This is a genomic window from Burkholderia oklahomensis C6786, from assembly GCF_000959365.1.
Taxonomy (GTDB): domain Bacteria; phylum Pseudomonadota; class Gammaproteobacteria; order Burkholderiales; family Burkholderiaceae; genus Burkholderia; species Burkholderia oklahomensis.
Genome location: NZ_CP009555.1, coordinates 1,592,318 through 1,604,596 on the forward strand (window position 1 = coordinate 1,592,318; position 12,279 = coordinate 1,604,596).

12 protein-coding genes are annotated in these 12,279 nt (G+C 67.7%); 8 read left to right on the forward strand and 4 right to left on the reverse strand.

All coding sequences use genetic code 11. The annotated features are described in order from the left end of the window. Nucleotides 1-8: 8 nt before the first annotated feature. On the reverse strand, nucleotides 9-251 hold the full coding sequence (locus BG90_RS36395; RefSeq protein ID WP_010100877.1) for a cysteine-rich CWC family protein: 243 nt from the start codon (nucleotides 249-251) through the stop codon (nucleotides 9-11). 325 nt (nucleotides 252-576) lie between these two features. Between BG90_RS36395 and argB the strand changes: the two genes are divergently transcribed. The 7 genes from argB to BG90_RS07145 all read left to right on the forward strand — a co-directional run bounded on the left by argB (nucleotide 577) and on the right by BG90_RS07145 (nucleotide 7,903). Beyond that, on the forward strand, nucleotides 577-1,476 hold the full coding sequence (gene argB, locus BG90_RS07115) for an acetylglutamate kinase (protein WP_010100875.1): 900 nt from the start codon (nucleotides 577-579) through the stop codon (nucleotides 1,474-1,476). Then, nucleotides 1,473-2,276: a pyrimidine 5'-nucleotidase gene (locus tag BG90_RS07120; RefSeq protein ID WP_025989580.1), complete on the forward strand. Its 804-nt coding sequence runs from the start codon at nucleotides 1,473-1,475 to the stop codon at nucleotides 2,274-2,276. Before argB ends, BG90_RS07120 begins: the two co-directional genes overlap by 4 nt. Further along, nucleotides 2,243-2,935: a nucleoid occlusion factor SlmA gene (gene slmA / locus BG90_RS07125; protein WP_010113253.1), complete on the forward strand. Its 693-nt coding sequence runs from the start codon at nucleotides 2,243-2,245 to the stop codon at nucleotides 2,933-2,935. The genes BG90_RS07120 and slmA overlap by 34 nt, the downstream gene beginning before the upstream one ends. An 834-nt stretch (nucleotides 2,936-3,769) precedes the next feature. Beyond that, nucleotides 3,770-4,915: a homoserine O-succinyltransferase MetX gene (metX, locus tag BG90_RS07130; protein ID WP_010100868.1), complete on the forward strand. Its 1,146-nt coding sequence runs from the start codon at nucleotides 3,770-3,772 to the stop codon at nucleotides 4,913-4,915. Then, entirely contained in the window at nucleotides 4,912-5,526 is a 615-nt protein-coding gene (metW, locus tag BG90_RS07135; protein WP_010113250.1) for a methionine biosynthesis protein MetW, read from the forward strand. The genes metX and metW overlap by 4 nt, the downstream gene beginning before the upstream one ends. Nucleotides 5,527-5,535: 9 nt before the next feature. Then, on the forward strand, nucleotides 5,536-6,849 hold the full coding sequence (locus tag BG90_RS07140) for an AmpG family muropeptide MFS transporter (RefSeq protein WP_010113248.1): 1,314 nt from the start codon (nucleotides 5,536-5,538) through the stop codon (nucleotides 6,847-6,849). Further along, complete coding sequence (locus BG90_RS07145; RefSeq protein WP_010100864.1) at nucleotides 6,839-7,903, forward strand: M48 family metallopeptidase; 1,065 nt, start codon at nucleotides 6,839-6,841, stop codon at nucleotides 7,901-7,903. The genes BG90_RS07140 and BG90_RS07145 overlap by 11 nt, the downstream gene beginning before the upstream one ends. A gap of 184 nt (nucleotides 7,904-8,087) precedes the next feature. Here BG90_RS07145 and BG90_RS07150 read toward each other — a convergent pair whose 3' ends face one another. Next, nucleotides 8,088-9,032 (reverse strand): AraC family transcriptional regulator, encoded by a 945-nt coding sequence (locus BG90_RS07150; RefSeq protein WP_010113243.1) that lies wholly within the window; start codon nucleotides 9,030-9,032, stop codon nucleotides 8,088-8,090. A 226-nt stretch (nucleotides 9,033-9,258) separates the two neighbouring features. Between BG90_RS07150 and BG90_RS07155 the strand changes: the two genes are divergently transcribed. Further along, nucleotides 9,259-10,323 (forward strand): NAD(P)-dependent alcohol dehydrogenase, encoded by a 1,065-nt coding sequence (locus tag BG90_RS07155; protein WP_010113241.1) that lies wholly within the window; start codon nucleotides 9,259-9,261, stop codon nucleotides 10,321-10,323. Between the two features lie 235 nt (nucleotides 10,324-10,558). Here the strand turns inward: BG90_RS07155 and BG90_RS07160 are convergent, their stop codons facing one another. Together BG90_RS07160 and BG90_RS07165 are read right to left on the reverse strand one after the other, a co-directional pair. Further along, a complete protein-coding gene (locus BG90_RS07160; RefSeq protein WP_010100857.1) occupies nucleotides 10,559-11,329 on the reverse strand; it encodes an exodeoxyribonuclease III in 771 nt (256 codons plus the stop codon). A 31-nt stretch (nucleotides 11,330-11,360) separates the two neighbouring features. Then, complete coding sequence (locus BG90_RS07165) at nucleotides 11,361-12,200, reverse strand: PPK2 family polyphosphate kinase (RefSeq protein ID WP_010100856.1); 840 nt, start codon at nucleotides 12,198-12,200, stop codon at nucleotides 11,361-11,363. Nucleotides 12,201-12,279: the final 79 nt, after the last annotated feature.

Below are 12,279 nucleotides of genomic sequence, written 5' to 3' on the forward strand. Positions count from 1 at the left end.
TTACCTTCTTAGTCTTCGCGCGCCGGGCGGTCGCCCCCTTCGCTTGCGGCGATGCGCCGGGCGATCTCGTCGGCGAGACACTCCGGACACAGGCAGCGCGCGCCCGTCGCGGGCTGCGCGCCCGGCGGCAGGCTCGGCATCGCCGCGCACCAGCAGGTGAACGGACGCGTGCGGGCGCCGCAGTCGAATGCGCTGCTGCAGCGCGGGCAGCGCTTGCTGATCAGGCCGGACGAAGCGGCGGGCACGGTCATCGCGGATAGGCCGGGTCGAGCCGGAATGGGCAATAAAGGGTGAAAGGGCAAGCGTCGGCGCCGGCCGGGACAGCCGACCGCGCCGCCTCGACGCGGCCGCTCGGCAACCGCCTCGCGGCGGCAGCCGGGCTGCCACGTCCCAAGCATAAGCGCCGCGCGCGGAAATTGCATGCGGATTGCGCAGGAAAACCCCACTTTTTGGCCGGCGGCCCAGGGTTGCCGCACGCGCTTTCGGCATCGGCCGAACGGCCAAAAACCCGATGCTGCGCTGCGCCACTCCTGTACAATTCGGCCTGTTTCAACGTTTCGCACCAGAGCCGCCGCCATGTCCGAGCCGATCGACCTCTCGCAGATCTCTCCCGTACTGAAAGCCGAAGTTCTCGCGGAGGCGCTGCCTTACATTCGCCGCTACCACGGCAAGACCGTGGTCATCAAATACGGCGGCAACGCGATGACGGAGGAACGGCTCAAGCAAGGCTTCGCGCGCGACGTGATCCTGCTGAAGCTCGTCGGCATCAATCCGGTGATCGTGCACGGCGGCGGCCCGCAGATCGACCAGGCGCTCAAGAAGATCGGCAAGCAGGGCACGTTCATCCAGGGGATGCGCGTCACCGACGAAGAGACGATGGAAGTCGTCGAATGGGTGCTGGGCGGCGAGGTGCAGCAGGACATCGTCACGCTGATCAACCACTTCGGCGGCCACGCAGTCGGCCTGACGGGCAAGGACGGCGGCCTCATCCACGCGCGCAAGCTGATGATGCCGGATCGCGACAACCCGGGCCAGTACGTCGACATCGGCCAGGTCGGCGAGGTCGAGGCGATCAACCCGGCCGTCGTGAGGGCGCTGCAGGACGACGCGTTCATCCCGGTGATCTCGCCGATCGGCTTCGGCGAAGACGGCCTCTCGTACAACATCAACGCGGACCTCGTCGCCGGCAAGCTCGCGACCGTGCTGAACGCCGAGAAGCTCGTGATGATGACGAACATCCCCGGCGTGATGGACAAGGAAGGCAATCTGCTGACCGATTTGTCCGCGCGCGAAATCGATGCGCTGTTCGAAGACGGCACGATCTCGGGCGGCATGTTGCCGAAGATCTCGTCGGCGCTCGACGCGGCGAAGAGCGGCGTGAAGTCGGTGCACATCGTCGACGGCCGGATCGAGCACTCGGTGCTGCTCGAGATCCTGACCGAGCAGCCGTTCGGCACGATGATCCGCTCGCATTGAGCACACGCCGTCCGCCGCCTCGCGCGGCCTTGCCGCCGGCGAGCAAGCAGACGCCCGAACGCCGGCGCGCGCGGCGCCCCCGCCCGCACGCGGGCGGCCCCGTCTGGCTCTTCGACCTCGACAACACGCTGCACCACGCGTCGCACGCGATCTTCCCGGCGATCAATCAGGCGATGACGCAGTACATCGTCGATACGCTGAAAGTCGAGCGCGCGCAAGCCGATCACCTGCGCACCCACTACACGCGTCGCTACGGCGCGGCGCTCCTCGGCCTCGAACGCCATCATCCGATCGATCCGCTCGATTTCCTGAAGGTCGTCCACACGTTCGCCGACCTGCCGTCGATGGTGCGCGCCGAGCGCGGGCTCGCGCGGCTCGTCGCCGCGCTGCCCGGCCGCAAGATCGTGCTGACGAACGCGCCCGAAACGTACGCGCGCGCCGTGCTGCGCGAGTTGAAGATCGAGCGCCTGTTCGAGCGCGTGATCGCGATCGAGCACATGCGCGACCGCCGCGCGTGGCGAGCGAAGCCCGACGCGACGATGCTGCGCCGGGCGATGCGGGCCGCGCACGCGCGCCTTTCGGACGCGATCCTCGTCGAGGACACGCGCGGCCACCTGAAGCGCTACAAGCGGCTCGGCATCCGCACCGTCTGGATCACGGGGCACCTGCCCGGTCATCTGCCAAGCTACGGACGGCCGCACTATGTCGATCGTCGCATTGGTTCGCTAAAATCGCTGCGATTGGGCACTCGATCGGGGCGACGAAAATGCAGCCGACTCACCCGCAGGATCCGGCAGTAACCGCAGCGGCGGACGACGAACGCAACGCCGCCTCCCGCGCCCGCACTCGCCCGAAGCCGGGCGAGCGCCGCGTGCACATCCTGCAGACGCTCGCGTCGATGCTCGAATCGCCGAAAAGCGAGAAGATCACGACCGCGGCGCTCGCCGCACGCCTCGACGTCTCGGAGGCCGCGCTCTACCGGCATTTCGCGAGCAAGGCGCAGATGTTCGAAGGTCTCATCGAATTCATCGAGGGGACGTTCTTCGGGCTCGTCAACCAGATCGCCGCGAACGAGCCGAACGGCGTGCTGCAGGCGCGCTCGATCGCGCTGATGCTGCTCAATTTCTCCGCGAAGAATCCCGGCATGACGCGCGTGCTGACGGGCGAGGCGCTCGTCGGCGAGCACGAGCGCCTCGCCGAGCGCGTCAACCAGATGCTCGAGCGGATCGAGGCGTCGATCAAGCAATGCCTGCGCGTCGCGCTCCTCGAGGCCAACGCGGGCGCCGACGGCGCCGGCGCGCCGCCTCCCGTGCCGCTGCCAGACGACTACGATCCGGCACTGCGCGCGAGCCTCGTCGTCAGCTACGTGCTCGGACGCTGGCACCGCTACGCGAAGAGCGGCTTCACGAAAGCGCCCGGCGAGCACGCCGACGCGCAGTTGCGGCTGATCCTGCAGTGACGGGGCGCGGCGCCCCGAAGGGCGTCGGCGCGTGGGCCGCGTGGGCCGCGTGGGCCGCGTGGACTGCGTGTACTGCGTGGGCCGCGTGGACTGCGCGGCGCTTGGCGCTTGGCGCTTGGCGCTTGGCTCTTGGCTCTTGGCTCTTGGCTCTTGGCTCTTGGCTCTTGGCTCTTGGCTCGCAATCCCCGATTAACACGCCCCCTCCGGTTCCCGACTCCTCGGCTCCCCGCATCGTGATCTTGCTCCGCGACGCGCCGCCCCGTTCCCGCGCCTGATCCGCCTCATCCGTCGCCACGCCGCATGCAACGCCGGATCGCCGGCCGCACATGTTTCAACGCGCCGCCGCAATGGCGCCCCATCTCCGCCGCCCGCTCCTTGCGGCTCGATCGACGTCCCCCCTCCCGCGCCCCGACCATGAGCCGCACCCGCGCATCGCCGCGACGCCGACGTTTTTCCGTCATGCGCCGGATCGCCGGCCGCACATGTTTCAGTGCATCGCCGCGACGGCGCCTCATCCCTGGCGCCGGCTCGCAGCAGCCCGATCGACGCCCGCCGCCCGCGCCTCGATCACACCCGCCCCGACCGCGTAACCTACGTCCGCGCATCGCCGCGATGCCGGAGTTTTTCCGTTATACTTGCCCGGCTGTCGTCGCCGCCTTGCGGCGATGCTCGGAAAGCGCGCCGATTTGCTGACTCGATTGCGGGCGCGCGAACCGGCCGGGCTGCGTCCCGGCGGTTCACTACAAATGCGGCTAAAGAGGTCGTCAGCCGGCTCCCCGCTTCCCGCGCACGCCCGACAACCCCATTTAGCCGCCCAGTCATAAGGCGGAACGAATGGAATCGATCGGAATCGTCGCTCCACAAACCATGCATTTCGCCGAACCGCTGCGCCTGCAAAGCGGCAGCGTGCTCGGCAGCTATCAGCTCGTCGTCGAGACCTACGGCGAGCTCAACGCCGCGCGTTCGAACGCGGTGCTCGTCTGCCATGCGCTCAACGCGTCGCACCACGTCGCGGGCGTCCATGCTGATGATCCGCGCAGCACCGGCTGGTGGGACAACATGGTCGGGCCGGGCAAGCCGCTCGACACGAACCGCTTCTTCGTGATCGGCGTGAACAATCTCGGCTCGTGTTTCGGCTCGACCGGGCCGATGAGCATCGATCCCGCGACGGGCACGCCATACGGCGCGCGCTTTCCGGTCGTGACGGTCGAGGACTGGGTGCACGCGCAGGCGCGCGTCGCCGACGCGTTCGGCATCGAGCGCTTCGCCGCGGTGATGGGCGGCAGCCTCGGCGGAATGCAGGCGCTCGCGTGGAGCCTGCTGTATCCGGAGCGGGTCGCGCACTGCATCGACATCGCGTCGACGCCGAAGCTGTCCGCGCAGAACATCGCGTTCAACGAGGTCGCGCGCTCGGCGATCCTGTCGGACCCAGATTTCCACGGCGGCGACTATTACGCGCACGGCGTGAAGCCGCGGCGGGGCCTGCGCGTCGCGCGGATGATCGGCCACATCACGTACTTGTCCGACGACGACATGGCCGAGAAATTCGGCCGTGCGCTGCGCCGCGCGGACGGCGCGCTCGACGCGTACAACTTCAACTTCGACGTCGAATTCGAAGTCGAGTCGTACCTGCGCTACCAGGGCGACAAGTTCGCCGACTACTTCGACGCGAACACCTACCTGCTCATCACGCGCGCGCTCGACTACTTCGATCCGGCGAAGGCGTTCGACGGCAACCTGACGGCGGCGCTCGCGCATACGACGGCGAAGTACCTCGTCGTGAGCTTCGCGACCGACTGGCGCTTCGCGCCCGTGCGCTCGCGCGAGATCGTGAAGGCGCTGCTCGACAACCGGCGCTCGGTGTCGTACGGGGAGATCGATGCGCCGCACGGGCACGACGCGTTCCTGCTCGACGACGCGCGCTATCACAACCTGGTGCGCGCCTATTACGAACGGATTGCCGAGGAGGTGGGCGCATGAATCAACAAGCGCTGAACATGCTGTCCGCGCGCGCGGACTTTCGCGCGATCGCGCGCTGGGTCGAGCCGCGCTCGACGGTGCTCGATCTCGGCTGCGGCGACGGGTCGCTGCTGTCGCTGTTGACCGAAGAGCTCGAAGTGTCCGGCTACGGCGTGGAGATCAACGACGCCGGCGTGCTCGCGAGCGTGAAGAACGGCATCAACGTGATCCAGCAGAACCTCGAGGACGGTCTGCGCCTTTTCGAAGATCACAGCTTCGATTTCGCGATCCTGTCGCAGACGCTGCAGACGATTCACCAGACGGCCGCGATCCTGCGCGAGACGGCGCGCGTCAGCCGCGAATGCATCGTGTCGTTCCCGAACTTCGGCTACTGGGCGCACCGGCTGTCGGTGCTGCGCGGGCGCATGCCGGTGTCGAAATCGCTGCCTTATCAGTGGCACAACACGCCGAACGTGCGGGTGCTGACCATCGAGGATTTCGAGGCGCTCGCGCCGGAAGTCGGCGTCGAGATCCTCGATCGCGCGGTGCTGCACGAAGGACAGCCGATTCGATGGGGAGTGAACTGGCGTGGTAGTCTTGCGGTCTACCGCGTCAAGCGGAGACAACCCTAGTATCGTTCGATGACCAAACCGCCACACGACGCGCCCGCCCTCAACGCCCACGAGGACCACCCGGGCTGGCGCGCCTATCTGAACACACACATGCTGATTTGCGTCTTTCTCGGCTTTACGTCGGGACTGCCGCTCTTCACGCTCGTCTACCTCGTGCAAGCCTGGCTGCGCTCGGAAGGCGTGAACCTGAAGGAAATCGGCCTCTTCGCGCTGATTCAGTTCCCCTACACATGGAAGTTCCTGTGGGCGCCGCTGATGGATCGCTTCATCCCGCGCCTGCCGGGCTGGCGGCCCGGGCGGCGGCGCGGCTGGATGCTCGTCACGCAGTTGCTGGTCGCGTGCGCGATCGCGGCGCTCGGCTTCGTGTCGCCGCGCGAATCGATCTGGACGGTCGCCGCATTGACGACGCTCGTCGCGTTCTTCGGCGCGAGCGCCGACATCGTGATCGACGCGTACCGCCGCGAACTGTTGCGCGACACGGAGCAGGGCCTCGGCAACGCGGTGCACGTGAACGCCTACAAGATCGCGGCGCTGATTCCCGGCTCGCTGTCGCTGATCCTGTCCGACCATCTGCCGTGGGACGTCGTGTTCGCGCTCACCGCCGCGTTCATGCTGCCCGGCATCGTGATGACGCTCGTCGTGCGCGAGCCGGAAGTGCACGGCGTGCCGCCGAGGAGCCTGACGGAAGCGGTGGTCTTGCCGTTTCGCGAGTTCATCGGCCGCGACGGCTGGCGCGGCGCGCTGCTCGTGCTCGGCTTCATCTTCCTCTACAAGCTCGGCGACACGATGGCGACGACGCTGTCGACGTCGTTCTTCCTCGACCTCGGCTTCAACAAGACGCAGATCGGCGTGATCGCGAAGACGACCGCGTTCTGGGCGAGCCTCGCGGGCGGCATCATCGGCGGCGTGTGGCTCGTGAAGATCGGGATCGCGCGCGGGCTGTGGATCTTCGGCGTCCTGCAGATCGTGTCGACGCTCGGCTTCGCGTGGCTCGCGAAGGCGGGCCCCGATGCCGTGCTGATGGCCGCCATCTACGGCTTCGAGACGTTCTCGACGGGCCTCACGCTCGCCGCGTTCACCGCGTACATCGCGAGCACGACCGACCCGCGCTACACCGCGACGCAGTTCGCGCTCTTCACGAGCCTCGCGTCGGTGCCGCGCACGCTCGCGTCGGCGTCGAGCGGCTTCATCGTGTCGCAGATCGGCTGGTTCGACTACTTCCTCGTCTGCGCGGCGCTCGGCATTCCCGGCATGTTGATGCTGCTGAAGATCGCGCCGTGGAACGGCAGCACGACTGGCAACGAGGCCGCCCGTGCGGGCTAAGCTGCGCGCCGCCCGCGCCGCGCTCACGTTCGCGGGCGGCGTCGCGCTCGGCGTCGCGGGTCCGGCGGGCGGGCTCGAGCTGTGCATGGCCGAGCCGATGCTCGTCGCCGAAAACGGTACGCCCCCCTCCGCGCCGCCGACGCCAAGCGCACCGTCCGCCGCGGCCCCCGCGGCTCCGGCCGCGGCGCCCGCGGCCGGCAATGCGCAGTCGTACGGGCTCGGCGACCAGCAGGTGCGCTACGGCAACGCGATCGTGTTCCGCAGCCTGATTCCGTCGCCGCTCCTCGAGCAGCTGACCGACAACGAATACCGGCAGACCGTGCAGGACGCCGCGCAGCGCGATCGCCTGCTGCCGCCGAACAACCCGCGCGTGAAGCGGCTGCGCACGATCGTCACGCGGCTCGCGCCGTATGCGGTCAAGTGGAGCGACCGCGTGAAGGGCTGGAACTGGGAAATCGAGGTGCTGCGCTCGCGCTCGATTCGCGCGTTCTGCCTGCCGGGCGGCAAGGTGCTCGTCGACAGCGGGCTTCTCGACCGGCTGCGGCTCACCGACGACGAACTCGGCGTGCTGTTCGCGCACGAGATCGCGCACGCGCTGCGCGAGCATGCGCGCTCGAGCCTCGGCGAGCAGCAGGCCGCATCGCTCGGCACGGGCGCGACGCCGCTGCCGCCGCTCTTCGGGCTGTCGGAGCCGCTGCCCGCGCCGCTCGGCGTCGTCGAGCGCTTCGCGTCGGTCCGCTACGATCCGACCGACGAAACCGAAGCCGACGTGATCGGCGGCGACATCGCCTCGCGCGCGGGCTTCGATCCGCGCGCGGCGATCACGCTGTGGGACAAGCTCGCGGTCGCGACCCGCGCCGACAAGGACAACGGCTTCATCTACGCGCATCCATACGACACGCGACGCCGCAACGATCTGCGCAAGCGCCTCGCCGACCTGATGCCGCTCTACAAGAAGGCGCTCGACAAGAACGCCGATGCGCGTGCGAACGTCGCCGGGGCGGGCGCCGCGGCCGGCGCGAAGCAGCGCGGCACCGCCGCGGCGAATCGCTGAACGCCGGCGTTTCGACGGCGAGCTTCGGCGCCGTGCTTTGCCAGAGCGCTTCCCCGGCTCGACCACGCCGCGCCCCGTTGCATCGGGTCCGCGGTTCGCTCGGCGATTTGCGCTTGCCGCGTGCGTAGTCGGCCCGCCCGGAGCACGCGGGCCACCCCATTCGCTCACGCGTTCGCTTCGCCCGTCACTCCGCCGTATCGAGCTCGACCGGCTGCCGGCCGCCCGCCTGCACCCAGCGCACTTCGTCGCTCGGGCTGCGCCCGAACAGGCGCTTGAACTCGCGGCTGAACTGCGACGCGCTCGCGTAGCCGACGCGCGCCGCCGCCGCGCCCGCGCTCAGCCCGTCCTGCACCATCATCAGCCGCGCGTGATGGAGCCGCGTCGCCTTCACGTACTGCATCGGCGACGTCGCCGTCACGCTCTTGAACTGCGCATGGAACACGGCGAGGCTCATCCCCGCTTCGCTCGCGAGCATCTCGACGTCGAGCTCGCCGCTCAAGTCCGCGTGGATTCGCCGCAGCGCCTTCGCGACGCGCCCGAAGTGATGCTGCTGCGCGAGCGCCGCGCGGATCGCATCGCCTTGCGCGCCCGTCAGCACGCGATAGCCGATCTCGCGCATGATCGCCGGCCCGAGCACGCGCGTGTCGGCGGGCGACGCGAGCGCTTCGAGGAGGCGCAGCACCGCGTCGGCGAGCGGTGCGTCGAGCGGCGTCGAATAGATGCCGCGCGGCTCGCTGACCGACGCGCCGTGCGTCTCGTCCAGCAGGATCGCGAGCTCGGCGATCACCGCGAGATCGACACGGATCGAAATGGCGAGAAACGGCTCTTCCGGCGTCGCGAAGGTCTCGCATTCGAACGGCAGCGGCACCGACAGCACGAGATACTGCTGCGCGTCGTAGACGAAGGTCCGTTCGCCGAGGTAGCCGCGCTTGCGCCCCTGGCACACGACGACGATGCTCGGCTCGTACAGCACCGGCATCCGCGGCACCGGCCGGTTCGCGCGGATGAAGCGCACGCCTTCGAGCGCCGCATACGTGTAGCCCTCGTTCGGCGCGAGCCGGTCGAACAGCGCGATGATGCGGCGCTGCAGATGCGCGCCGCCGTCGGGGAAAAGGGGATCGAAGCTCATCGGACTTCCTTTCCTTCGGACTGCAAGAGAATCAGGCTTGCAATCTAGCATCGGAAAAGATCTTTTGCCGCGCCCGGCTCGAAATTCAAGAGAAATAGGCAAAGCTTCAAGATCTTCAGGTATTCCGCGCGTCTGCCCGCGTGCTTACGATGTGCTCCCGTGCCGCTGCGCCGCCGCATTCCGCGAGCCGCGCACGGCGCACGTCTTTTTCGAGTCAGGAGCCTTCATGAGCACGACTTACGCTTACGCGGCGGCAAGCGCCACGACACCGCTCGCGCCGTTCGAATTCCAGCGCCGCGCGCTGCGCGATCTCGATGTGCAGATCGAGATCCTCTACTGCGGCGTCTGCCACTCCGATCTCCACCAGGCCCGCAACGAATGGAAGAACACGGTTTACCCGGTCGTGCCCGGGCATGAGATCGTCGGCCGCGTGACGGCCGTCGGTTCGCAAGTCACGCGCTTCAAGGCGGGCGAGCTGGTCGGCGTCGGCTGTCTCGTCGATTCGTGCCGCACGTGCCCGAGCTGCGCGGAAGGGCTCGAGCAGTATTGCGAGAACGGTTTCGTCGGCACCTACAACGGCCGCGATCGCACGACGGGCGACGTCACGTTCGGCGGCTACTCGACGCAAATCGTCGTCGACGAGGCGTTCGTGCTGCGCGTGCCCGGCACGCTCGATCCCGCGGGCGCGGCGCCGCTCCTCTGCGCGGGCGTCACGACGTATTCGCCGCTGCGCCAGTGGGACGCGGGGCCCGGCAAGAAGGTCGGCATCGTCGGCCTCGGCGGCTTGGGCCACATGGGCGTGAAGCTCGCGCGCGCGATGGGCGCGCACGTCGTGCTGTTCACGACGTCGCCGGCGAAGATCGACGACGGCAAGCGGCTCGGCGCGCACGAAGTCGTGATCTCGAAGGACGAAGCGCAGATGCAAGCGCATCTGAACAGCTTCGATTTCATCCTGAACACGGTCGCCGCGCAGCACGATCTGAATCCGTTCATCAACCTGCTGAAGCGCGACGGCACGATGACGCTCGTCGGCGCGCCGGAGCACGATCATCCGTCGCCGAAGGTGTTCAACCTGATCTACAAGCGCCGCCGCCTCGCGGGCTCGCTGATCGGCGGGATCGCCGAGACGCAGGAGATGCTCGATTTCTGCGCGCGGCACGGCATCACGTCGGATATCGAAGTGATTCCGATGTCGCAGATCAACGTGGCGTACGAGCGGATGCTGAAAAGCGACGTCAAGTACCGCTTCGTGATCGACATCGGGTCGATCACGCCGAAGCGCTCGGCATAGCGGGTGACGGTGCGCTCGGTGCGCTCGGTGCGCACGCGGCGTGCGGGTCGGCACGCGTTTCGCACGCAGGTCGCACGCCATGTATGCGCGCGCCGCTCGCGCGGCGCCGCGACGCAAGCAAGCCGCGCAACGGAAACGGGCCGCAAACGCGACCCGTTTTTTTCGTCGTCGCGAATCGCGGCGGCCGCACGGCCGGCCATGCGGAGCCGCCGCGCATTCGCCGCGACGCGCCGCGTTACTTGTAGTCGTAATCGACCGTGAGCGGCGCGTGGTCGCTGAACTTGATGTCGCGGAAGATCGACGTGCGCTTTGCCGTGCCGGCAATGCCCGGCGTCGCGATCTGGTAATCGATCCGCCACCCGACGTTCTTCGCATACGCCTGGCCGCGATTGCTCCACCACGTGTACTGCTCGGGACGCGCATCGAGCGTGCGGAACACGTCGACGTAGCCCACATCGTCGAACAGCTTCGTGAGCCAAGCGCGCTCTTCGGGCAGACAGCCGGAGTTCTTCTGGTTGCTCTTCCAGTTCTTGATGTCGATTTCCTTGTGGACGATGTTCACGTCGCCGCACAGGATCACCTCGCGCTTCGCCTTCAGTTCGGCGAGATGCGGCATGAATTCGTCCATGAAGCGGTACTTCGCCTGCTGGCGCTCGTCGCCGCTCGATCCGGACGGCACGTACACCGACACGACCGACAGCTTGCCGAAGCGCGCCTCGACATAGCGGCCTTCCGAATCGAATTCGCTGCTGCCGTAGCCGATGATCACGTCGTCGGGCTCGCGGCGCAGGTAGAGGCCCGCGCCGCTGTAGCCCTTCTTCTCGGCATGGTGGAAGTAGCTCCTGAAGCCGTGCGGCTCGACGAACTCGGCGGGCAGATCGTCCGCCGACACCTTGATTTCCTGCACGCAGACGCAGTCGGCGTTCTGCTCGCCGAGCCAGTCGAAAAAGCCCTTCTTCGCGGCCGAGCGGATGCCGTTCAGATTCGCGGTGATGACACGCAGCATGGTGAGTCCCGTCCAGTGAATTCGTTGCGGTTTATTGGATCTTGATGCCCACGAGTTCGGGCTTCGCGGGCGGATATTCGAGCTTCATCGCGGTCAGCTCGCGCAGCAGCAGCTCGGCGATCATCACGTTGCGATGCGTCTTCGAATCGGCCGGAATCACGTACCACGGCGCATGCTCGGCGGACGTCGCGGCGAGCGCGTCGCGGTACGCGGCCTGATATGCGTCCCAGTGCTTGCGCGCTTCGAGATCCGATATGTCGAACTTCCAGTGCTTGTTCGGATCGTCGATGCGCGCCTGCAGACGCGCGCGCTGCTCGTCCTTCGAGATGTGCAGGAAGCACTTGACGACCCGCGTGCCGGATTCGGCGAGCATCTCCTCGAACTGGCGAATCTGCTTGTAGCGCCGCTCGCACTCGGCCTTGTCGATCGTACCCATGACGCGGGGCACGAGCACATCCTCATAATGGCTGCGATTGAAGATCGTCAGCTCGCCCGCGGCGGGCGCCTGCGCATGCACGCGCCAGAGGAAGTCGTGCGCGAGCTCGGCGGGCGTCGGCGCCTTGAACGACGCGGTGCGCAGCCCGAGCGGGTCGACTTCGTGGAACACCGCGCGCACGGTGCCGTCCTTGCCGCTCGTGTCCATCCCTTGCAGCACGAGCAGCATCCGCTTGTGCGACTGCGTGTGCAGACGCTCCTGCAGCGTGTCGAGCTGCAACGCGACAGCGGACAGCCGCTCGCGGTCGGTTTCCTTCGCTCCGCTGGAGAACGGCTTCGCGGCCGGCTCGAACGCATCGAGCGCGAACGCGGCGGCTTCTTTTTCGCGCGTGTGATACGGCACGCGGTAGTCGTCGAGCGACGGTTGCTTGGCCATCGACACCTCCTTTCGTGTTGCACGAAGCGCGGCCCTTGCGCCTCGCGAAATGCGAGCGGGCCGCCCCGAACGCCGGTTC

Bases quoted from the DNA above. Each gene is read 5' to 3' on its own strand.
- BG90_RS07165 (WP_010100856.1), bottom strand. From the start codon at position 12,200: ATGGCCAAGCAACCGTCGCTCGACGACTACCGCGTGCCGTATCACACG.
- BG90_RS07155 (WP_010113241.1), top strand. From the start codon at position 9,259: ATGAGCACGACTTACGCTTACGCGGCGGCAAGCGCCACGACACCGCTC.
- BG90_RS07140 (WP_010113248.1), top strand. From the start codon at position 5,536: ATGACCAAACCGCCACACGACGCGCCCGCCCTCAACGCCCACGAGGAC.
- slmA (WP_010113253.1), top strand. From the start codon at position 2,243: ATGCAGCCGACTCACCCGCAGGATCCGGCAGTAACCGCAGCGGCGGAC.
- BG90_RS07150 (WP_010113243.1), bottom strand. From the start codon at position 9,032: ATGAGCTTCGATCCCCTTTTCCCCGACGGCGGCGCGCATCTGCAGCGC.
- BG90_RS07160 (WP_010100857.1), bottom strand. From the start codon at position 11,329: ATGCTGCGTGTCATCACCGCGAATCTGAACGGCATCCGCTCGGCCGCG.
- metX (WP_010100868.1), top strand. From the start codon at position 3,770: ATGGAATCGATCGGAATCGTCGCTCCACAAACCATGCATTTCGCCGAA.
- metW (WP_010113250.1), top strand. From the start codon at position 4,912: ATGAATCAACAAGCGCTGAACATGCTGTCCGCGCGCGCGGACTTTCGC.
- argB (WP_010100875.1), top strand. From the start codon at position 577: ATGTCCGAGCCGATCGACCTCTCGCAGATCTCTCCCGTACTGAAAGCC.
- BG90_RS36395 (WP_010100877.1), bottom strand. From the start codon at position 251: ATGACCGTGCCCGCCGCTTCGTCCGGCCTGATCAGCAAGCGCTGCCCG.